We start from the raw sequence: 21,260 nt of genomic DNA on the forward strand, positions 1-21,260 counted from the left end.
CGTAAGTTAATGGAGGATTTTTTATATGAGTTATAAAATTAAGGGAATACTCAAAAACGTCTTTAGACCTTTGTGGCATTTAAAATTAAATTATACAGTAAATAGGAGTTGTTATAACAAGCTTAATCAAGGTGAACTTATCAAATACAAGAATAAACATAATGGTGAACGATGTTTTATTATTGGGAATGGTCCAAGTTTATCTATTGCTGATTTAGAAAAATTAAAATATGAGCATACTTTCGCTGCTAATTCTATATATGTTTTATATGATAGAACAGATTGGAGAACATCATATTATTTTTGTCAAGATTCTACAGTACTTAGGAACAATATAGAAGATATTAAAAAAAAAATAACATCTACAAAATTCATTAAACCAACAGGTTATAGTCAAGATACCGATGATAATGCTATTTGTTTTAATGTTGACTACAATAACTATAAAAAGAGGATTTTACCAGAGTTCAGCGAGGAAATAACTGAAAATGTTAAAGATGGATACACAGTAACTTATTCCATGATTCAGTTTGCTTGTTATATGGGATTTAAGGAAATATATTTATTGGGTGTTGATTTTAATTATATAATGAAAGACAACAAGATTGACGAACAAAGTTATCCAGATAAAAGAATGGGAGCAAAAGCAGGAGGAAATCCAGATCTTGAATATAATTTATTAGCATATCAAGTTGCAAAAAAATATGCGGATGACCAGGGAATTAAGATATTTAATGCTACAAGAGGAGGAATGCTAGAAGTATTTCCTCGTGTTGATTTAGATGATGTGTTAGGTACGAAGGAGAGAGAATGAGGAAATTTAAAAAAATGATAAATAACAAAAACACTAAAGCTGGTGGACTTTATTTGGCTGGCAACCTTTTTAATAAAGCCATCGCCTTTTTAACAATACCAATATTTACTAGAATGATGTCAACCTCAGATTTTGGTTTAGTAAATACGTATCTTTCATGGGTTTCGATTCTTTCATTAATAGTTGGACTGTCTTTAGGTAGTTCTATAAGAAGTGCTTATAAAGATTTCAAGGATGATTTAGAAGGATACGTTTCATCAATCTTCTTTTTGTCGTTCTTAAATTTCGTGGTAACATCTTCTATAATAATCTTAATTTCTTGTTTTTTCATTGAAGAATTAGACATACTTTTAGTAGCCCTTTGCTTAGTGCAGTCCTATATGACATTTGTAATTAATAGTATTGATATCAAATACATGATGTCTATGGATTATATTAAGAAAACCCTCTTATTAGCACTGCCAAATGTAATTACAGTTATTATGTCAGTTGTTTGGCTCATAAACATAGAAAATACTAAGTACCTAGGGCGTATTCTGCCATTTGTTATTGTTACGAGTGTAATAGGAGTTTATTACTTGGCTAGGTCTTTCATTACAGGTAAAAAATTGATAGATAAACGCTACTGGAAATATGCGATAACATTATCTATTCCTCTTATCTTTCATGGGTTATCAATTAATATACTAGCAACATCTGATAGAACTTTGTTAACTATATTTCGTAGCTCTTCCGAAGCAGGTATATATAGCTTAGTTTATAATTTAAGTATGGTTGCTGCAGTCGTTACTGCGTCATTAGAGAGTGTATGGATACCCTGGTTTAATAAAAAAATACATGATGGAAAGAAAGAAATCATAAACCAGAGTGTAGCATTATACATAGAAATTGCACTTGTTGTAATGGTTGGAATATTAATGATAGGCCCAGAAGTGCTCGTTTTTATGGCACCACAAGAATATTGGAGTGGGAATATATTAATACCACCAGTTGTGTTAGCTTCATTTTTTATTTTTTTATATTCAATATCTGTTAATCTAGAATACTATTATAAATCGACTAAAGTAATTGCAACTAACACAATCATTGCTGCTTTAGTGAATTTGGGATTGAACTTTATATTCATTCCAAAGTATGGAGCGTTGGGTGCAGCTTATACTACTGTTGCAGCATATATAATTTCATTTGTTATTCATTATCGTGCTGCTAGGAAATTAGACAAAGGTTTATTTCCATTTAGGGTGTATATAAAACCGATTAGTTGGATGTTTCTATCTGTAGGATTTACATATGTTCTTATGGATTATTTTCTGGCTAGATGGTCTTTAGCTCTTGTTGGTTTTGGTATATACATCATCTTTTCAGTTAAAAAAGGAAGATTTTCGTCTTTGTTAAAATAATATTCAGAAGGTAGGGTTAATTTTTGAGTAATAGAAAAGTAGTAGCTTTTGTTCCAATAAAACTAAATAGTCAAAGACTGCCTCATAAAAATATTCTCCCAATTGCAGGGCGACCTTTATGTTGGCACATTGTTGATACTTTGTGCAATGTTGATGGCATTGACGAAATATATGTTTTTTGTAGTGATGAGGAAGTGAAAAATTATATACCGTCAGAAGCGAAATTCCTGAAAAGAGATCAGAAATTAGATGGTGATATGGTAAAAGGGTTTGAAATCTACGAAGCCTTTACTAATCAAGTGGATGCAGATATTTATGTTTTAGCACACACGACTTCACCATTCATAAAAACTGAGTCTATTAGTAATTCATTAAATTATATTTTGAATAAAGGTAATGATTCTGCCTTCTCCGCACAGAAAATACAGACTTTTGCATGGTATAAGGGCGAGCCAATAAACTATGATCTAAATGATGTACCCCGTACTCAGGATATGGAACCTATTTATGTAGAAACAAGTGCTTTTTTTATGTTTGAAAAGGAACTATTTACTAAATATCGTAGGAGAATTGGTTTCAATCCTTATATACAAGAAGTTGATAGTATTGAAGCGGTAGATATCGATACTAAAGAAGATTATGATTTTGCATTACGATTAATACAAGATAAATAAGAGGAGTGGAATTATGTTTAAATTAATAGCTGGACCTTGTGTAATTGAGAGTGAGGAATTGGTATTACAGATTGCGAAAGAGGTCAAAGAAATAACAGATGAACTAGGAATTGAATATTATTTTAAAGCTTCGTTTGATAAAGCTAATAGAACTTCGATTGATTCATTTAGAGGACCAGGGCTTGAGGAAGGTCTTAGGATTTTGCAAAAGGTCAAGGACACCTATAATTTAAAGATTGCAACTGATATTCATGAACCATATCAAGCTGAGCCTGTTTCAAAAGTTGCTGATATAATTCAAATTCCAGCTTTTTTGTGTAGACAGACAGATTTACTGGTTGCTGCAGCGAGAACCGGGAAAATTATAAATGTTAAAAAGGCACAATTTCTTGCACCTTGGGATATGAAAAATGTTGTTCGGAAATTAGAAGAAGGTGGAAATACAAATATTATGCTCTGCGAACGTGGTACTACGTTTGGATATAACACTCTAGTTGTTGACATGACCGGTTTAGTAGAGTTGAAGAAATTTGGATATCCGGTTGTGTTTGATGCTACTCATAGTGTACAAAAACCAGGTGGAAAAGGGGATGCAACTGGTGGTAATAGAGACCATGTCCAATATCTTGCTAGAGCTGCAATGGCCGTAGGAATAGATGCGTTATTTATGGAAGTTCATCCTGATCCAGATAATGCAAAATCTGATGGTCCTAATATGGTTAAGTTAAGTGACTTAAAATTAATCCTAGAAAAATTAATAAAGGTATATCATGCTGTGAATTAATAGAATAGGGGCTAGAAGCATGGACTATGTAGATCAAGCCAAAAGAGTTTTTGATATAGAAATTAAAGCACTTGAGCTTGTAAGAGACCATTTAAATGACGATTTTAGTAATATTTTAAGAATTGTAACGGAATGCAGAGGGAAAGTGGTAGTCACTGGTATGGGGAAGATGGGTCATGTTGCACGTAAGATTGCTGCAACAATGGCAAGTCTAGGGGGACCGGCATTCTATTTACATCCTGGAGAAGCTCTTCATGGGGATTTGGGAATGGTCACTAATGATGACGTCGTTATTGCTTTAAGCTATAGCGGTGAAAGCGAAGAGATTACTAGAGTGCTGGCGAATATTAAGGCAATAGGTGCAACCTTGATAGGAATCTCAGGAAATGCTGATTCTACATTAGTGAAGTATAGTGACTATTCACAGGTGTTTCCGTTTTTTGATGAGGCTTGCTACCTGAATTTAGCTCCAACATCAAGTACAACAGCTGCTTTAGTTTATGGAGATGCATTAGCTGTTGTAGCGTCAAAGGTATATGGATTTACTGAAACGAAATTTGCATTGTTCCATCCTGCCGGTTCGTTAGGTAAAAAGTTATTGATCAAAGTTCAAGATGTAATGGCGTATGGAGAAGATAATGCAGTGATACAAAAAGATGTTACTTTAAAAAGTGCAATTATTGAAATGGGAAAAAAAGGTCTTGGAATAGTTACCGTAGTTGATAATGAGGCTAATATTATTGGTGTTGTAACTGATGGAGATCTAAGACGACAACTGGAAAAAGGTGTTGATGTCTATGGTCTAACAGTAGATGAGATTATGACAAAAACTCCTGTCACCGTTAAACATGATAGTATGGCAGTTGAAGCTCTTCAAATACTAAAAGAAAAAAACATATCATGTGCGCCTGTAGTTGATAAGCAAAACAAAGCAGTAGGAACCGTTAGAATACAAGCAATCTTGAACAAAGGAATTATCATATGATAAAAATGCTTATAATGGATGTAGATGGGACATTAACTGACGGGAAAATTTACATTGGACCACAGGGTGAATCAATGAAAGCTTTTAATGTAAAAGATGGCTTGGGAATTACTAAATTAAATGCGACTGGAATTAAACCAGTTATACTAACTGCTCGAAGTTCAGAAATTGTAGCTAATAGGGCAAGAGAATTAAATATAGTTGATGTATACCAAGGTATACATGATAAAATTTCGGGTTTAAAGATGATAAGCGATAAATACGAGTTGGCATTTAATGATATAGCTTATATTGGAGACGATGAAAATGATTTAGAATGCATGAAATTGTGTGGATATAGTGGGTGTCCAGCAGATGCGATGGATACTATAAAAAAATTCGTGAATTTCACAAGTAGGTTTAATGGTGGAGACGGAGCAGTTAGAGAGTTTATTGAAAATATTCTTGTTCGAAATGCAGAAGATTTATCTTCGTGAATTTTTATAAGATTTGGGATATGTCAGATATACTTCTCTCTAATATTTGAGACTCTCGTTTGTAACGAGTAATTCAAGATGGAGAGAAGTTGTTTTTTTATCACTAAAAAATTATATTTGGAGGTGAATATTTATGAAAGGCATCATCCTAGCCGGCGGCTCCGGAACCCGCCTCTACCCATTAACCATGGTAACCAGTAAACAACTTCTACCCGTTTACGACAAACCTATGATCTATTACCCGCTATCTACTTTAATGCTTGCCGGAATTAATGAGATCCTTATCATCTCCACACCTGAGGATACTCCGAGATTCCAAAGTCTTTTCGGCGACGGGTCTCAGTTCGGTATTTCCCTACAATACATAGTTCAACCAAGTCCTGACGGTTTAGCTCAGGCTTTTATTTTGGGTGAAGCGTTTATTGGGGATGACTCTGTGGCTATGATTCTTGGGGATAATATATACTACGGGAATGGAATCCGTAAAATGCTTCAGCATGCTTCGGACAAAGCACAAGGTGCGACTGTGTTCGGTTATCACGTACAAGATCCGGAGCGTTTCGGTGTGGTTGAATTCAACGACGAAGGTAAAGTGTTAAGCGTGGAAGAGAAGCCGGCACAGCCTAAGTCTAATTATGCGATCACTGGTCTGTACTTCTATGATAACCGTGTTGTAGAGATTGCTAAGAATGTACAGCCTTCCTCCAGAGGCGAACTTGAGATTACTTCCATTAATGAAGCTTATCTTAAAATGGGAGAGCTGGATGTTGAACTTCTGGGTCGTGGCTTCACATGGCTGGATACCGGAACTCATCAGAGTCTGGTGGATGCTACGAACTTTGTCCGGACGATTGAAGACCATCAAGGGATTAAGATTGCCGCTCTTGAAGAGATTGCATATATTAATGGGTGGATTACGAAAGAACACCTGTTAAGCTGCGGGCAGAAGCTAAGCAAGACGGGCTACGGGCAATATCTGATCAAGGTAGCTACCGGGAAGATTCAATATTAAGCAGTAAAGGTGTGGAGGATATGAAATTAACGGAAACGGCGCTCCCTGGCGTATTTATCGTGGAACCTACGGTGTTCGGAGATCACCGGGGATGGTTTATGGAGACGTTCAGTGATGCGAAATTTAGAGAGCAGGGCATCGATATAGCTTTTGTACAGGATAATCAGTCTTATTCAGCTACAAAAGGTACCTTGCGGGGATTACATTATCAGCTGAATCCTAAAGCTCAGACGAAGCTTGTCCGCTGCACGCGTGGAGTTATATTCGATGTGGCGGTGGATGTCAGACAAGGCAGTCCTACGTACAGCAAGTGGTTTGGAATTGAACTGAGTGCCGAGAACAAGAAGCAACTGCTGATTCCCAAAGGGTTCGCCCATGGGTTCATGACACTGACTGAGGATGTTGAGGTTCAGTATAAATGTGATGAGCTGTATGCTCCGGAATGTGATGGGGGCATTCTGTGGAATGATCCTGCCATTGGAATAGAGTGGCCGTTACATGTTACTCCGGTTCTATCCGGCAAAGACGAGCAGGCTCCTGTGTTAAAAGATGCTATTCTGAACTTTACCTATAATAACTGAAGCAGAGTAGATACTAAATCGAATAATTCTGAGGTGTAATTCATGAGTCGGAAGAAATTGCTGATTACCGGAGGTGCCGGTTTCATTGGCGGGAATTTTGTGCAATATATAGTGGATAAATACTCTGATTATGATGTCTATAATCTGGATCTGTTAACCTATGCCGGTGATTTAACCAAACACAAGCAGATTGAAGATAGAGATAACTATCATTTCATCCGGGCGGATATTGCTGACCGTGATGCGATTATGTCGCTTTTTGAACAAGAGCGCTTCGACTATGTGGTACATTTCGCAGCAGAGAGTCATGTGGACCGCTCGATTACAGATCCGGCTATATTTGTCCGGACGAATGTAATGGGAACCCAGGTGCTGCTGGATGCTTCACGGACCATTGGGGTGGCGAAATTTGTTCATGTGTCCACGGATGAAGTGTACGGTGAACTGGATTTCGATCCTACGGTATTCTTCACAGAGGAGACACCGCTGCAACCTAATAGTCCTTATAGTGCCAGCAAGGCGTCGTCTGATTTGTTGGTTCGCGCGTACCATGAAACCTTTGGCCTGCCAATGAACATTACCCGCTGCTCTAACAATTACGGCCCTTATCATTTCCCTGAGAAGCTGATCCCGCTTACGATCTCGAAGGTCTTAAATGAACTGAAGGTTCCTGTCTACGGGGATGGTGCCAATATCCGGGATTGGCTGCATGTCTGGGATCATTGTGCTGCTATTGATCTCGTATTGCACGAAGGTGTAAGCGGTGAAGTATACAATGTAGGCGGCCATAATGAACGTACGAATCTCGAAGTAGTGAAGACTATTATTCATACCTTAGGGAAATCTGAGGAATTGATTGAATTCGTTGCAGACCGGCTGGGTCATGATAAACGTTATGCTATTGATCCGACCAAGCTGGAGAAGCTGGGTTGGAAGCCCACCTATACCTTTGAGACCGGAATCGCTCAGACGATTCAGTGGTATACAGGGAATGCTGAGTGGTGGGAACAAATTCTTAGCGGCGAGTACCGGAAGTAGCTTATGAGCAGAACATTAACCAGTAAAAAGATGGGCAAGCGTAGAAAGAAAATCCTCTTTCTGTACTTGCCTGTTCTGTTAATAGTCTTCTTGTTCCTGTGTGCAGGACGTTTCCTCCCGCTGTCTGAAGCTCCCAAGCAGGCTGATGTCATTATCGTACTTAGCGGCGGTGGAGGACGGGTTGAGCAAGCGGTGGAGCTTTTCAAGGAGGGCTTCGCACCGTATATGCTGTTATCGGCAGTTTCAGAAAATGCAGGCCCCTCCGGCGACATGCACCAAACTGCCCTAGCCCTTGGCATCCCTGAAGAGGCCATCCTCACCGAAGACGAAGCCCAGAGCACCTACCAGAACGCCCAGTTCACACTTCCGATCATGAAGCAGCACGGCTTCAAGTCTGCCATTGTTGTGTCCTCTGACTTCCATATGCGGCGGGTGAAATTTATCTTCGATCATGTCTATAAGAAGTCAGGGATTGAGCTGACCTATATAGGCTCCGACTCGGGCTATAATGCGAAGACATGGTGGAGCGACAGGTATAGCCGGGAGACTACTTTTAACGAGTATATCAAGATGATTGGCAATGCCTTCGGCTATAATGGGCCGGAAGCGAAGAGTGCTCTTGAACAGATTAAACGCTGGTTCCGCCGGTAAAAAGAAATATGGACACCTTTGCGATGGATACAGATCCGGTTCTATCGGGATGATGCGGATCGGCTGTGGGTGAAGCGGGGATCGCGGCGGCGGCGGCTTTTGAGCAAACAGGGAATAGAAACGACAGAGACCTTACGAGACCACTAGGGTCTCTATTTTTTTGCCATAACCGGGAATCGTAATCCGTTTCAGGAAATCCAGTGGGAATGGCAAGTGGGTTGCCGGCAGTTCACGGATTCGACTAATCTGCAATATTCTACACTATTGAATATTGGGATAAAGTGACATATTATTACAACTATAAAACAAATATATAATATTTGGATTCCAGTTAGGTGGTGTTTGCGTGGTCCCTACTACAACTATGATTCGCGATGCACTGGCGACGTATCTGTCGCAGAAGAGAATGTCCATTAATCAATTCTCCGGACAATCCGGAATTAATTCAGGAACGCTCAGCCGGATACTTAGTGGTCAGCAGCCGATTGCTATGGACCATCTGGAGCGAATCACCAAGGCGATGGATCTGCCGGAGGACTATTTCTACAGTTCATATGTGGATGAATGTTTCTATTACTCGTCACCAACCTGGCGGCGTCTGCGGCCTTTTCTTGTGCGTTCAGCTGCGCTAGGCCGTCTGGATTGCGTTGAACAGGTTGTTCAGAATCTGCTAGAGAATCTGGTTTATGCCCCCATGCTGTTCGAAGTGGCTGAAGGTCTGTTTCAAGAGGGGCTGTGGCAAGCTGCAGAATTGTTGTATAAGAATGTGAGTGCCAGTGAGAAGTATCAGAATTCCGAGAGACTCGCGGTATGCCAATACCGTCTATTCCGAATCGCCATTGGTGACGACCAGACGCGGAACTTGCAGGCGGCGCATCTCTTCGAATGTTACCTGGACCGGCTGGATGAAGCGGATCAATTGGACGGGTTGAAGCATCTCGCTCATGTATATGTTTCGATGCATAAGTGGCATAAGGTGGATGAGCTGGCGAAGGAGATGCTGCAATTAGCGACTCTTCGTTATAATCTCCAGCGTCAGTCGGACCGCAGAGAGGACAACGAGAGAAAAACTGAGAAACCCCTGTACTTTTACATCCTGTACGCACAGCTTATCCGCTCAAATGTGTATGAGGAAATAGGAGACTACCCATCGGCATTAGATTGGGTGTCCCTCTATATGGATGGAAGCTGGATACAGGAAGACAATGAAGAAGCGAAGCGGACTGTAGCCCAGTTCCAGGAGTGGGGGACCGCGAACAGACTGCTCTATCGGGTGATGGCAGGACAATATGGGGCTCTCTCTGAATATGTCGAATATATCTCCGAGCGACCAGATGAGATATTCATAGCTTTACACAATATTATCTCGTCGGCTAACCGCTATGATTGGAATGTTGATTATATTCTGGAGCGGTTTGCTTCCTATATTCCTTACCGGACGTATTCTACAGAATTTGGCGATTACAATCGGCAGGTTATGTTGGACCAACACACCCAATTCCTCGCTGAAATGGCAGCCTATTATTTACATAATAAGCGTGAAGAAGGAATAAGATTCATCCTGCAGAGTTTGGAATCATCTGCTAGAATCAATGATGAGAGCAATATCATCAAATGTGTTGATCTATTCGAGCAGCATCGGCATCTGGCAGATGAAGAAGAGAAAGGGCAATACAAACTTCTAATTAGAGAGGTGCAGGACTCACATGAAAAGAAAATTGTTCAAGCTTCTAGCTTCCTGTAGTCTGGCTATTGTAATTATTATACCTGTTGTTACTGTTGAGCCCGTAGAAAACATCAGCACTCAGATTCTTGTTCAAACTATGGGACACGGTTTAGGTGGCGGTTGATGCTTGCCGGGCAGCAATAATTTAATCCGCGTACTAAGCAACGTTCCTGGAATACCGGGAGCGTTGTTCTTTTATACAGAGCATATTATTCTAGCCTCTACATCCACAAACCGACAAACAAACTAGGTATCCCGGTCTATAATTAGAAGCAAATCTATTTATAGTCTGGGAGAGATGGACCATGCCTAATTATCATTTTAGGGAAATATGGACACCTTTGCGATGGATACAGATCCGGTTCTACCGCGATGATGCGAATCGGATGTGGATTAAACGGGGGAAACAGCGGAGGCAGCTGCTTCGCAAACGGGATATAGAGACGACAGAGACCTAACGAGACCTGAGGGGTCTCTATTTTTTTGGCTTCAAGTACACTTTCATTCTCTGTACCTTACACATGTACGCAAAAATGTTATGGAAGGCTACACTTTGGAGGGATGGCGGATCTTGAATTTCACTCTATACTCTAGTTGAAATACATATGAACGGAGAGGAAGGTGAGGGGATGAAGCCATATGATTATTCCTTGGATGCGATTAAGGGGATTAGCTGTATTTTGATGATTATTGCGCATATTCCGCTGTACTTCCACGGCAATGAACGGGTGTTCCAGATTGTTGCGGGTGTGGCCCCTGTCCTGTTCTTCGCGGTCTCAGGTGTGACTACTACGTTGCAGGTGAAGCGGCGCAGCTTCAGTTCCCTGCTCGGCTTCTATGTGCTGTTCGCGGTCATCGGGTTCGCCTACAATCTGATGTGGAAACCGGATGTACAGGCTTTTCGCATCATGGATGTTCCCCAGATCATCGCGCTTGGCGTCCTCAGTATCTATTTGCTGGAGAAGGTTCTTAAGCCCCCGCTCTATCTGTATCTATTGCTGTCGCTGGCTGTGTTTGCGGTACATTCGTTCATCGGGCACCGGCTGCCGGACTTTCCGCTTAAATCTGTTGTATTCACAGAGACGGTCGGGTTTACGTATTTTCCGTGGCTGTTTGCTTTCTTGGCGGGAGTCTTTGCGTACCGGGCCAGTAACCGGGTGAACCTCATCATGACTTTGGTTGCCGCCGCACTGCTGGTGATTGTAAGTTACGGGGGCGTGCGTGAGGCGGATTACGTGAAATATAATATGTCCATGCCCTATCTGCTGTTGTCTATGACTGTGCTGTTCGGGGCGTTCGCTCTCTTCCGAAGCATCAAAAGCTATGCTCCCGCAAGTCCGCTGCTGTATGTCGGCAGGCATTCGTTGCTGTTTCTGTTTGCCCATCTGTTCCTGATCCTCGCGTTTGACCGGCTGGGTCTGGGCCGTCTGCACATTGTGCTGATATGGGGGCTGGTGCTGATCTGCACCTATGTTGGCATGCATATTCTGCTGTGGCTTAACCGCTTCATAGCGCAGTATTTGGAACACCGCTTGCCTTGGGGGATCATCGTTATTGGTGTAATTGCCATTCCGCTCGTGATTCCGAACAGGGATCTCATCATCCTGATGGAGGCGGCGCTGGGTATGCTGTTTGCCATGAATTATAAGCAACTCTCCAGCCTAATGTCGGCAAGTACGTCGGCGCGGCGGGAGCCAGCTCTTCCGGAGGTTGTGCGTGAGCGGGCTTGATTGCTTTTTGCTAAGTTTAAGCGGAATTGCTCTGTTATAGTATAGAAACGATGGGGACTTTTTGAAAATGAAATCTTGTTCATATGACGATGGAGACCTGAATGGTTTCCGTCGTTTTGCGCTGCTCATTTACATTTTTTGAGCGAACATTTGTTCTTTTTATCATATACGAATCCAGTAAAATGGAATATAATCACATGGGACAAGCTGTATTTTTTGAAACGGGAGGCGATAGAAATATCCATGCCGCATGATGAGGCTTTTAAGAAGCTGCTGGAGACGTTCTTCAAGGAATTTATTGAATTGTTTTTTCCTGAGCTGGATTCTATGCTTGATTACAGTGAAAGCCGGTTTCTGATGCAGGAATTGTTGGTGGACATCGTTGGTGAGGAAGCACGGGAACTGGATTTGCTGCTGGAGATCCGCTACAAAGGGCTGGACGGTTATATTCTAATCCATCTGGAGCCGCAATCGTATAGAGACCCACAGTTTCACGAACGGATGTTTATTTACTTCAGCCGTCTGTTCGAGCGCTACCGGAAAGAGCATAAGCTGATTATTCCGATTGCGGTTTTTACTTCAGACGAGATCAGAGAAGAACAGGACACTTTGGAAATGAGTATTCCGGAGCACCAAATCCTGCGCTTCCAGTTTCTAAAGGTGGAGCTGCGTAAGCAGAACTGGCGCCAATTTATTAATTCGGATAATGCAGTGGCTGCTGCGTTACTAGCCAAAATGGGTTATACTACAAGAGAAGCGAGAGAAGTACGCGGGGAGTTCCTGCGAATGTTCATGCAGCTAAAAGCACGTTTGGATCAGGGACGGCTGGCGCTGATTATGTCCGTGGCAGATTTGTATTTCAAGCCGGATCGTGAACAGGATGAAGAGATTCTAAGAGAATTAATGAAACAATACCCGGAGGAAGGTGAAGCAATAATGGAGCTGATGCCACACTGGAAACGTTGGGGATACGAAGAAGGAATAGAAGAAGGAAAAGAAAAAGGAAAAGAAGAAGCCCAAGCGGAGATTATCCGTAAATTGCTGCTTCATGGATTTACTCCTGAAGCTGTGTCCAAAGCCGTTGAGCTACCACTGGATGAGATTAAGAAGCTGATGTAAGAGAGCTTTCTGAATAGTTATATATCTATAATAATCTATAGAAGACCTTGGTGAGTGAGAGTACCCAAGGTCTTCTTTTCGTTGTATAGGAAAATCAGTACGTTTATCCACCCGTTAGTGTAATAGCATTTCTGCCATCGGGCTCAGAGGTCGATTGTCTACTACCCTTCCCCCTCCTCCCGCTAATCAGCAAGCTAAGCACCGGGACCTTCTGAACCACCAGGTTCAAGGCGAGCGATCCGGCTACCGCAATTACAGTGGTCGGGAACCAGCCCAGATGGGTCCCCAGCACATAACGTTCGAGGAAGTTCAGCAGCAGGATGAAGACGCCGTAATGGAAGATCAGGATGACCAGGGATTCTTGGCCGATGTAGGTCAGGAGAGCTGCGAATAATTTGGATTTGGACAGTAATTGGGTGCCTTTGATGGCGAGCAGGCTTCCGGCGATACCGGCGAGGTAGAAGAGGAGCAGGTTGCCGTACACCCGGTTGTTCATGTCGACATAGGAGTTGAAGTAGGCGGCAGCCAGGAAGATGAACAGCAGGATTAGGGTATTCAGGTTGAAAATGCGGATATTGCTCAGTGCCTGATGCTGCTTCAGCTTATAGCCGATGAACACATAGAGCTGGGCGACGAGGGCCACGTCGATGTTCCAGGGCAGGAAGATGACTCGTCCCAGGCTGTAGCCGGTCAGGCTTAAGGCGAGCATGATCCCGAGCTGGAGCTGCCAGGGGCGTGTGTGTATGTAGCGCATGGTGATGCAGAAGACGATCTGTGTGACGAACAGGCAGGTCAGGAACCAGATGGGGATGTTCAGCAGCAGTCCATCGGAATAGTTGCCGTAGAGGAGGGCGGCCAGCGGCTGGACCCAGCCAACACCCGGACTATGGTCGCTGGCGAGCATCCGCAGGAGTGCCCAGAGGCAGTAAGTCAGCAGCCCGGCGGTGAAGTAGGGGAGGACGAGAGTCAGGAGCTTGGTCCGCAGTAATAGCTTAAGATTGTCAAAATACCTGGAGGCGCTGAATAAGTAACCGGAGACGATGAAGAACAGCGGAAGACGGAAATCTCTGAACATATCGTTCAGTACAGCTGGAGTCAGGCCGGCATGTCCAACGACGACCAGCAGGATGGTGATGCCGCGGACCATATCGATAACTTTCAACCGTGTGGTCTTCGGCGCACTGCCATTTCCTGCGGATAATGAAGGCTGTGATACTTGCATGGGGTGACATCTGCCCCTTCCATAGGTGTGTTATAGCCTACGATATCGGATATAAGTGGCAGGGACAATGGTACAAAATAGTTATTTCTATATACTACCTCAGCTGGTTGTATATTCTTCATTGATGGATATCCGTCCTGCTCCGGGCAGTAAGGAACAGGATTAGCAGCCGTGTTACCCCTAAATTGCTTGAGCCCCCCCACCAATCTTATATATAATTAAGTTAACATAATTTTGTCGAGTACTGGTTATAAGAATTCTTTCATGGATTAATGCTGAATTATAGGGAGGCTGGAAGATGAAAGCAACAACAGATCAGCAACCATCCGGTGCCCGGGCGAGCAGTAAGCCGGTTGTGGTTGAGATAGTGAATTACTACAAGCAGCTGGGTGTACGGGTGAATGCCACACCGAAATCGATTGAAGCGGGTTATGAGGCCAAGATTAAGGAATTTCCTCAAGAGCAGTATCCGGAGGAGTTCCGGAAGATCCGCGAGGCTTATGAGAATTTGAGTGATCCGATCCGGCGTGACGAATATGATTTCACCCGCAAGAATGGCAGTACACAGAAACTGGATGTCCTCATTAATAAAGGCACGGATGCCTTCGCTGCAGGGGACTTCCGGCTGGCGGAGGAGCTGTACCGCAAGGTACTGGAACTCAAGCCGGACCACTCCGGGGCAAGCATTGCATTATCCGGAGTGTATCTTGCCGAGGATAAGCTGAGCATGTTCGATGAAGTATGGCAGAAGGTAGAGGCGCTCAGTCCCAGCCCGCGTTCAAGTGTCATTGGTACGACGCTGCAAATCCGTATTCTGCTGCAGTATGAGCAATATAAGAAGGCTCTAAGTGTTGCGCGTGCGCTTGATAAGAAGCACCGTGCCTGGCGGAGAGTCTATCTGACGGACTATACCGATGTGCTGATGATGAATCAGCTGGGGGATGAAGCCTGGGGAATATATGAAGAGATGGCTGGAGAACTGAAGGAGGGCCTGAATGAGAGCCTGAATGAGGATAATGATGTTGAACTGAAGGGGGATACTTTACAGTTCTATCTTTATTGGATCAAAATCATGGTCTACACGAATAAAATGCAGTTCTGGCACAAGGTTAAGCAGGAAATAAGGGCTTATCTGCGCTCCTTGCCTGAGGGGGCAGAGAGAGAATCAGCGGTGGACCGTCTGCTGGAAGAGAGCCGTGAGCTGGCAGAGAACAGAGCCTACAAAGAAGCGCTGCTCTTCGCCGAGCTTGCCCACTATATGGATCCCGGCAATCCGGCTGTGCAGCAGCAGCGCAGCCTGGCTCAAGGGGGAAGTAAGCTGCTCCTGGAAACCGACCGGCTGATCAAAGACAAAAGCATGTACCCGGGCGTACAGGCCAAAGCCTATGATTTCTTCACCGCGGAAGGGTATCGGCATCCGGCAGAGAGGCTGGATCAGGCTCCTCCGGATGGTATGTGGCCATCCGGCGGGGCAGAATACGGTGACTACTTCATGACTGAAGGCATCCGGCAAATGAAGCGTAAGTACCCGCACGTGTATAAGTCTTATCAGCAGCTATGGGACAAGCTGATGTCCTAAAAGCATATAAGGGCCGTGGATCAATGCTGATCCACGGCCCTTATATGTTCTGGTGAATTGAGTGTTAAGAGTTGAGATTCACCCGCTCCGGAATTACAAAAGAAACGGTCGTGCCGGCTCCAAGCTGGCTGTGAATGACCAGTCCCTGGCCATACAGCTGTGTCAGCCGCCGGTTGGTATTCAGCAGTCCGATGCCGCGGGAAGGCAAGCCGAGTCCGCTGTCGTCCAGCAGATGACGAACCTGCTCATCAGGCATCCCTTTGCCGTTATCCTCTACTTCAAATGATGTGTACCCCTGCCGGCGGTGAATGCGGATATGCAGCCTGCCGCCGGCCTTCCGGCTCAGCAGGCCGTGTCTGACCGCATTCTCGACCAGCGGCTGGAGGGTAAGCGGCGGGAGGAGCAGCTCGATCCCCGGTTCCACATCCCATTCGATCTGCAGGCGTTCGTCAAACCTGGCCTTCTCAATAAACAGATAGGACTCGACCAGCTCCAGCTCATGGGACAGTCCGACCCGCTGCTGCGAGTTCATATAGTCGAAGCTGATTCGCAGATAGGAGGAGAACGCCTCTCCGAGATCACGCATCTTGGGGAGATCGAATTCACTTAAGGCCAGCAGTGCGTTCAGCGTGTTGAAAAGAAAGTGCGGCTGAATTTGCGCCTGCAGGTAAGCAGCCTCCAGCCGCAGGCTCTGATTAATAGACTGCTTCAGTCCGGTCAGGGAGCGGACCCGGTATTTCAGCTCTAGAGCATCCACAGGCTTCGAGACATAATCATTGGCTCCGGATAAGAATCCCGTATAGATATCCACCGGCTGATTGCGGGCAGTGAGCAGCAGGATCGGCAGCTCCGAGACAGAGAAGCGCTGCCGGGCGATCCGCGTTAGCTCGTAGCCAGACATGTACGGCATCATGACATCGGCGATCAGCAGGTCCCAGGGTTCGGTGCCGAGCAGATCCAGGGCTTCCTGGGCGCTGGTGACCGTGACCAGCTGATGCTGTTCATCCGAGAGTATGCTGGCGAGCACCTTAAGATTGACCGGATCATCATCCACGGCGAGGATAAGAGTCTTGGCCGTCATGGAGGTGTCCTGCAGCTGAATCTGAGGGAGAGAAGGGATCTCCTGTGATGCAGAGCTGCCGCCGGTATCAGGCTGCCGGAATAACAGTCTCCCCTGTTCAAGCAGCAGGTCTTCCATCTCAAGGCTGCCATTCATCCTTGCAGCAGCTGCCTCTTCCGGCGGCACGTGCCGGACCTCAGAGGCAGATGCCAGGGGGAGTGTGAAGGTAAACACGGACCCCCTCCCGGGTTCGGATTCCACGGTAAGGTCTCCGCCGTGAAGCTCTGCCAGCTGCTTGCTGATGCTTAAGCCGAGCCCGATTCCGCCTCCGTCATTAATGCCCTTACTCCCTTGCTCATAAGGCGAGAAGATCCTCGCTTGTGTCTCCTTATCGATGCCTATACCGGTATCGGACACGCTAATCCTTGCGGTCTTGCCGGTAATCTCGGCAGATACCGTGACCGTTCCGGCCTGTGTGTATTTGATGGCATTGCGCAGCAGGTTAAAGAGAATCTGCACAATCCGCTTCTCATCACCCCAGACGGGCGGCAGGGAAGCGGGTAATTCGTTACGCAGCTGCAGCTGTTTGCTGTCTGTCATGAATTCAAACATATTCAGAATTCCGGTTACCAGCGGCCCGATGGCCAGCGGTTCACGCTGCAATACAATCCGCTTCTCCTGCAGACGGGTCACATCGAGCAGGTCATTCAGCATATGGGACATCCGGCGGCTGATGGTAATGAGCAGCTCCAGATCCTGGTAGCTTTGATGATCCAGGAGGGATTTCTCCTTCGCTGTTACGGTTTGGGCGATGCTGATGATACCATGCAGCGGTGTTCTGAGTTCATGTGCGGTATTCGCCAGGAACTGATCCTTCAGATGATCGCTTTCCTTCAGCTGCTGGTTAAGCAGCCGGTTCTCCTCTGCATTGCGGAAATACCGCTTGAACCAGTAAGCGGAGAAACCGATGATGGCTGCAATGACATCTACCGGATAATACAGAATACTTGCTTTGCTGCTCGATTCCAAGGAACCGCCAAGGACACTGGAGCCGATAGCCGCGGCGGCAAACAGCAGAAATACGGAGTCCTGCTCCTGCCGGGCGACCATGCGGCCAATGGAGTATACGACGCCTGCAACCGGAAGCAGGTAGAGCACTGAGAAGAAGGGCCTTGCATACAGGGCATACTGCGCAGGCAGCAGCAGGATATAGACGGTATAGAGGGACAGGACAAGCAGGTAACCTTTGAACAAGCGGCCCGGGCGCTCCTGTGCGGAGAAGCTGCGGGTCAGCAGCAGCATGAACAGGGAGATCGCAGGATAAGCCAGCATTTTGAGCTTCAGCGCCCAGGTATAGTTGATCGGCAGCCAGAGCAGCAGCAGGGTATCATTATCGGTCACTATTGAAGCACCTACCGCCAGGAGCAGCAGGCAGAACACCAGGAACGCTTTTTGCCGGCGGTTGAAAAAGAACAGGATGCCTGCATACATCGCATGCAGCAGCATGATCACAAAAGTGACCATCTGGAAGCCGATAGAATACATCCGTTCCGTATCAACCGCTGCCTGGGAGCCGAAACGGATGGAGCGGACAATCCCTCCTTCGAGCGGGTGATCGTAATTGGCTGCACGGACCAGCAGCGTGATCTCCTGCTGTCCTGCCGCATTATAGGCCGCCGTATAGGAAACAGCCTTAGGTTTGTAGTCCTGGCGGCTCACGGCCAGTTGACCGAAGCTGCCTTCGGTCTGTCCGTTAATCTCAATGCCGGAGGAAGCTTGAACACGCTGAATCCAGAAGCCATACGGCTGCTGCTGCAGCTGGTCAACCAGAATGCGCAGCCTGTAAGTGCCGTAGCCGAAGGAAGAATGTCCTTCTTCTGGGAAGCCGCTGCTCCAGTCGCCGGGAACCTGCACAACCTGCTGCGCAGCCGGGGGTTGTCCGGCGAAGTTCTCATAGGTGAGGAATTGGCCGGGATAGAATTCCCATTCACCATCCAGCCGCACAGACCGGGAGTTCTCGAAGTCCCAGCCCCGCATATCCAGGACACCTTGCTTCGCTCCCGGGTGCTCCGGCGCGGCATACGCGTTGAACCACAGATACCTTATGCTGATCAGGAGGGTCAGATATAACAGCAGCAACAGAGCGTGCTTGAGATTCAATATGCTTTTAGTATGGATCATGGTTTGCTTCGGTAAGTTAGTCTTCATCATACGTTCTCTATTCGACATGTTTCGAGGTTATCCTGCCGGGAAATGGAGGGTTCTGCTTTACCCCCATACCCCTACGAGCAGAATGCCTCCAAAGATGACTACCGAGCAGACCATCCGCCGCAAGCCCTGCTGCTCTTTCAGCAGGAGGATGCCCAGGAACGTAGCGAATATGGTTCCGATCTCCCGCAACGGGCTGATATGGGCAAGCGGCGCCTGCTGCAGTGCGAAGAGGAACAGCAGATACGAGCCCGGATTCAGCACACTTCCCAGCAGGATGGTGAACTTGTTGCTCTTCCACTCCTCCAGCAGCTTGCGCGATTTCAGGACTGCCGGAGTCAGACCGGCGACAAAACCGATATTGGTAACCTCAAGCAGCGCCAGCGGAGACATATGCTGGAGGTTCAGCTTATCGACGAATACATAGCAGGTTGTGCAGAGTCCCACGCAGAGCGCCATAAGAATCGGCGTATATCCGGACTTCCGGGAGGCGGTGGATGCGGAAGTGGATGCGGAAGTGGATGTGGAAGTGGATGTGGATGAGCTTCTGGAGCCCAGTCCGCTGAGCACTGCGAATCCGCCGAGCATGAAGGCAATACCGGCCCATCCATAGACAGACAGTGATTCGCCCAGAAAAAGAACACCGATCAGCGGGATGAGCAGCGTGCTCGTCCCCCGCATCACCGGATATATCTGTGATAAGTCACCCATCTCATAGGTTCTGGATAAAAGCCAGGAATATAAGGCCTGCAGCGCTACAGACAGCAGTAGCAGGGCATAAGCTCCGGCTGCAAGCGGGTGAGTCCACAGCTCGGTTATTAGGATAGGGAGCAGCAGAATAGTAGAGATCATCATGATCGACCACAGGAAGATGCTTTTGGCCCGGCTTCTTTTGGTGAACATGCTCCACACCGCGTGACACATCCCGGAAGCCAGAACCAAAAGAATTGGTAGCAGCATTAAATTTCAACCCCTTAAGAAATGATTAGTGTTCTGAATCAGCAGCAGGTGTAGGGGGATGGGAGGGTTGTTCCAGCAGAGCGGAGCCATCCTCAAGCCGGAGCCAAGTCTCGAACTGCTTATCGCCCTCAGTCAGCCGGATGACACGCGCTCCCCGCATGAAGCCTTCCCGCCCGTATGTATTGTAGCCGGTGGCCCGGCCATAGCTGAGCCGGATGCCATGCAGGCTGCCGGTGAAGTCGTTAATATGATCATGTCCGCAAAAAGTACCTGCCACATCGCCCATTTCCACCATAGCTGTGAAGAGTCCCGAATTAAGCACCGGAGCACAGACCTGCTCGAATTTATAGCCGTAGCAGGTCTGCGTGGACCACATCTCGGCATATTCCGGCAGCGGGATATGGAAGAATGCCAGCGCAGGCAGCTTGGCCTCACCTGCCTGGGGATTCAGCCGTGCAGATTGTTCCGTCAGCCAGCGGATCTGGCTCTGCCGGACCCAGTTATAGCCGGGAATCTGCGCAAGCCCGGAGTAGGCACCGGTGTCCAGCATATAGAGAATGGCGCCCGGCCTGGTGCCGGTGCCCGCAATCTCAAGCGTATAATTCCCAGAACCGCCCAGCTCTGCCGGACCTGGTTCAGCCAGGCAGTGGGGATGCTCTAGTGCAATGTCCATCAGCTCACTGTAGGAGACCCTTTGCTCAGTGTCATGATTGCCAAAGACGAAGGCCCAGGGAGTACCGCTCTTCTCTACAGCGGCAACAGCCTCCCGGAACGCCTGCTTGGGCTGCTCGCATGCCTTTTCTCCTTCCGGGACAGGTCCGGTATAGATCAGATCTCCAGTGAAAATAACGAGATCCGGCTGCTCCGCTTCCATCACGCGTTCCATAAGCTCCCGCGTCTGCTGATCCTCTGCTCTTCCATCCATCCAGTGAAGATCGGTGAACTGTACGATGGTAAAGGTTCCATCCTGGCGGAATGATAATTTGTGCTTCATGTGAAAATCCCCTCTCTGCCTGAATAAAGTTATGAATTTAGTTCATTAGGTGTTCAAGTGCTTTTATGTTGTTTTGTATTTCTTTATGTTGTTTCATGTTGATTTTAGGATGATAATCCGTTTCTGTCAATCTATAATTGGATGGATTGCACTTTCTGCAATAGAATTCGTTCCAACTGGCGTAAAATCTCATTCTGCTGTATTTCAGAGACAATTTCATAATTCCAAACCCTTGCTGGGAGCGGTT

Annotated in this window: 18 protein-coding genes; 14 read left to right on the forward strand and 4 right to left on the reverse strand. The window is 46.1% G+C overall.

Annotated elements, in window-relative coordinates:
* Positions 1-25: 25 nt before the first annotated feature.
* The 13 genes from QW71_RS09525 to QW71_RS09585 all read left to right on the forward strand — a co-directional run bounded on the left by QW71_RS09525 (position 26) and on the right by QW71_RS09585 (position 12,990).
* Positions 26-814 (forward strand): 6-hydroxymethylpterin diphosphokinase MptE-like protein, encoded by a 789-nt coding sequence (locus QW71_RS09525; RefSeq protein ID WP_052769949.1) that lies wholly within the window; start codon positions 26-28, stop codon positions 812-814.
* Complete coding sequence (locus QW71_RS09530) at positions 811-2,214, forward strand: oligosaccharide flippase family protein (RefSeq protein ID WP_047013701.1); 1,404 nt, start codon at positions 811-813, stop codon at positions 2,212-2,214. Before QW71_RS09525 ends, QW71_RS09530 begins: the two co-directional genes overlap by 4 nt.
* 23 nt (positions 2,215-2,237) lie before the next feature.
* Positions 2,238-2,888, forward strand: coding sequence for a cytidylyltransferase domain-containing protein (locus QW71_RS09535; RefSeq protein ID WP_039296709.1), 651 nt, complete (start codon positions 2,238-2,240; stop codon positions 2,886-2,888).
* A gap of 13 nt (positions 2,889-2,901) precedes the next feature.
* On the forward strand, positions 2,902-3,672 hold the full coding sequence (gene kdsA, locus QW71_RS09540; protein ID WP_039296712.1) for a 3-deoxy-8-phosphooctulonate synthase: 771 nt from the start codon (positions 2,902-2,904) through the stop codon (positions 3,670-3,672).
* Between the two features lie 19 nt (positions 3,673-3,691).
* Positions 3,692-4,657 (forward strand): SIS domain-containing protein, encoded by a 966-nt coding sequence (locus QW71_RS09545; protein WP_039296716.1) that lies wholly within the window; start codon positions 3,692-3,694, stop codon positions 4,655-4,657.
* A complete protein-coding gene (locus QW71_RS09550) occupies positions 4,654-5,133 on the forward strand; it encodes an HAD family hydrolase (protein ID WP_039296719.1) in 480 nt (159 codons plus the stop codon). Before QW71_RS09545 ends, QW71_RS09550 begins: the two co-directional genes overlap by 4 nt.
* 133 nt (positions 5,134-5,266) lie before the next feature.
* On the forward strand, positions 5,267-6,145 hold the full coding sequence (gene rfbA / locus QW71_RS09555; protein ID WP_039296721.1) for a glucose-1-phosphate thymidylyltransferase RfbA: 879 nt from the start codon (positions 5,267-5,269) through the stop codon (positions 6,143-6,145).
* Between the two features lie 20 nt (positions 6,146-6,165).
* The gene (gene rfbC / locus QW71_RS09560; RefSeq protein ID WP_039296723.1) at positions 6,166-6,726 is read left to right on the forward strand and encodes a dTDP-4-dehydrorhamnose 3,5-epimerase; all 561 of its coding nucleotides are present in this window, start codon (positions 6,166-6,168) and stop codon (positions 6,724-6,726) included.
* A 42-nt stretch (positions 6,727-6,768) separates the two neighbouring features.
* Positions 6,769-7,764 carry a dTDP-glucose 4,6-dehydratase gene (gene rfbB / locus QW71_RS09565; protein WP_039296726.1) on the forward strand — a complete coding sequence of 332 codons (996 nt, stop codon included), beginning with the start codon at positions 6,769-6,771 and terminating at the stop codon, positions 7,762-7,764.
* 3 nt (positions 7,765-7,767) lie between these two features.
* The gene (locus QW71_RS09570) at positions 7,768-8,415 is read left to right on the forward strand and encodes a YdcF family protein (RefSeq protein ID WP_052769950.1); all 648 of its coding nucleotides are present in this window, start codon (positions 7,768-7,770) and stop codon (positions 8,413-8,415) included.
* 346 nt (positions 8,416-8,761) lie between these two features.
* Positions 8,762-10,159, forward strand: coding sequence for a helix-turn-helix transcriptional regulator (locus QW71_RS09575; protein ID WP_152679726.1), 1,398 nt, complete (start codon positions 8,762-8,764; stop codon positions 10,157-10,159).
* Between the two features lie 611 nt (positions 10,160-10,770).
* A complete protein-coding gene (locus tag QW71_RS09580; protein ID WP_039296728.1) occupies positions 10,771-11,871 on the forward strand; it encodes a hypothetical protein in 1,101 nt (366 codons plus the stop codon).
* A 243-nt stretch (positions 11,872-12,114) separates the two neighbouring features.
* On the forward strand, positions 12,115-12,990 hold the full coding sequence (locus QW71_RS09585; protein WP_083442481.1) for an Rpn family recombination-promoting nuclease/putative transposase: 876 nt from the start codon (positions 12,115-12,117) through the stop codon (positions 12,988-12,990).
* A 103-nt stretch (positions 12,991-13,093) separates the two neighbouring features.
* Here the strand turns inward: QW71_RS09585 and QW71_RS09590 are convergent, their stop codons facing one another.
* Positions 13,094-14,212: an acyltransferase family protein gene (locus QW71_RS09590; protein ID WP_039296731.1), complete on the reverse strand. Its 1,119-nt coding sequence runs from the start codon at positions 14,210-14,212 to the stop codon at positions 13,094-13,096.
* Positions 14,213-14,510: 298 nt separating this feature from the next.
* On the opposite strand from QW71_RS09590, the gene QW71_RS37865 reads away from it, so the two are divergent.
* Complete coding sequence (locus tag QW71_RS37865; RefSeq protein ID WP_052769951.1) at positions 14,511-15,791, forward strand: J domain-containing protein; 1,281 nt, start codon at positions 14,511-14,513, stop codon at positions 15,789-15,791.
* Positions 15,792-15,855: 64 nt separating this feature from the next.
* On the opposite strand, the gene QW71_RS09600 is transcribed toward QW71_RS37865, so the two are convergent.
* The 3 genes from QW71_RS09600 to QW71_RS09610 are packed head-to-tail and all read right to left on the reverse strand — an operon-like array spanning position 15,856 to position 21,013.
* A complete protein-coding gene (locus tag QW71_RS09600) occupies positions 15,856-19,080 on the reverse strand; it encodes an ATP-binding protein (RefSeq protein WP_235441431.1) in 3,225 nt (1,074 codons plus the stop codon).
* A gap of 39 nt (positions 19,081-19,119) precedes the next feature.
* Complete coding sequence (locus QW71_RS09605; protein ID WP_039296734.1) at positions 19,120-20,019, reverse strand: EamA family transporter; 900 nt, start codon at positions 20,017-20,019, stop codon at positions 19,120-19,122.
* Positions 20,020-20,044: 25 nt separating this feature from the next.
* A complete protein-coding gene (locus QW71_RS09610; RefSeq protein WP_039296737.1) occupies positions 20,045-21,013 on the reverse strand; it encodes a metallophosphoesterase family protein in 969 nt (322 codons plus the stop codon).
* Between the last annotated feature and the right edge of the window lie 247 nt (positions 21,014-21,260).

The sequence above is a fragment of the Paenibacillus sp. IHB B 3415 genome, from assembly GCF_000802655.2.
GTDB lineage: Bacteria > Bacillota > Bacilli > Paenibacillales > Paenibacillaceae > Paenibacillus_AQ > Paenibacillus_AQ phytohabitans.

What these genes read in the sequence shown, in the direction of transcription:
- rfbC (WP_039296723.1), top strand. Translation starts at nt 6,166, where the DNA reads ATGAAATTAACGGAAACGGCGCTCCCTGGCGTATTTATCGTGGAACCT.
- QW71_RS09610 (WP_039296737.1), bottom strand. Translation starts at nt 21,013, where the DNA reads ATGAAGCACAAATTATCATTCCGCCAGGATGGAACCTTTACCATCGTA.
- QW71_RS09525 (WP_052769949.1), top strand. Translation starts at nt 26, where the DNA reads ATGAGTTATAAAATTAAGGGAATACTCAAAAACGTCTTTAGACCTTTG.
- rfbB (WP_039296726.1), top strand. Translation starts at nt 6,769, where the DNA reads ATGAGTCGGAAGAAATTGCTGATTACCGGAGGTGCCGGTTTCATTGGC.
- QW71_RS37865 (WP_052769951.1), top strand. Translation starts at nt 14,511, where the DNA reads ATGAAAGCAACAACAGATCAGCAACCATCCGGTGCCCGGGCGAGCAGT.
- rfbA (WP_039296721.1), top strand. Translation starts at nt 5,267, where the DNA reads ATGAAAGGCATCATCCTAGCCGGCGGCTCCGGAACCCGCCTCTACCCA.
- QW71_RS09545 (WP_039296716.1), top strand. Translation starts at nt 3,692, where the DNA reads ATGGACTATGTAGATCAAGCCAAAAGAGTTTTTGATATAGAAATTAAA.
- QW71_RS09585 (WP_083442481.1), top strand. Translation starts at nt 12,115, where the DNA reads ATGCCGCATGATGAGGCTTTTAAGAAGCTGCTGGAGACGTTCTTCAAG.
- QW71_RS09580 (WP_039296728.1), top strand. Translation starts at nt 10,771, where the DNA reads ATGAAGCCATATGATTATTCCTTGGATGCGATTAAGGGGATTAGCTGT.
- kdsA (WP_039296712.1), top strand. Translation starts at nt 2,902, where the DNA reads ATGTTTAAATTAATAGCTGGACCTTGTGTAATTGAGAGTGAGGAATTG.
- QW71_RS09530 (WP_047013701.1), top strand. Translation starts at nt 811, where the DNA reads ATGAGGAAATTTAAAAAAATGATAAATAACAAAAACACTAAAGCTGGT.
- QW71_RS09605 (WP_039296734.1), bottom strand. Translation starts at nt 20,019, where the DNA reads ATGCTGCTACCAATTCTTTTGGTTCTGGCTTCCGGGATGTGTCACGCG.
- QW71_RS09600 (WP_235441431.1), bottom strand. Translation starts at nt 19,080, where the DNA reads ATGTCGAATAGAGAACGTATGATGAAGACTAACTTACCGAAGCAAACC.
- QW71_RS09550 (WP_039296719.1), top strand. Translation starts at nt 4,654, where the DNA reads ATGATAAAAATGCTTATAATGGATGTAGATGGGACATTAACTGACGGG.
- QW71_RS09570 (WP_052769950.1), top strand. Translation starts at nt 7,768, where the DNA reads ATGAGCAGAACATTAACCAGTAAAAAGATGGGCAAGCGTAGAAAGAAA.
- QW71_RS09590 (WP_039296731.1), bottom strand. Translation starts at nt 14,212, where the DNA reads ATGCAAGTATCACAGCCTTCATTATCCGCAGGAAATGGCAGTGCGCCG.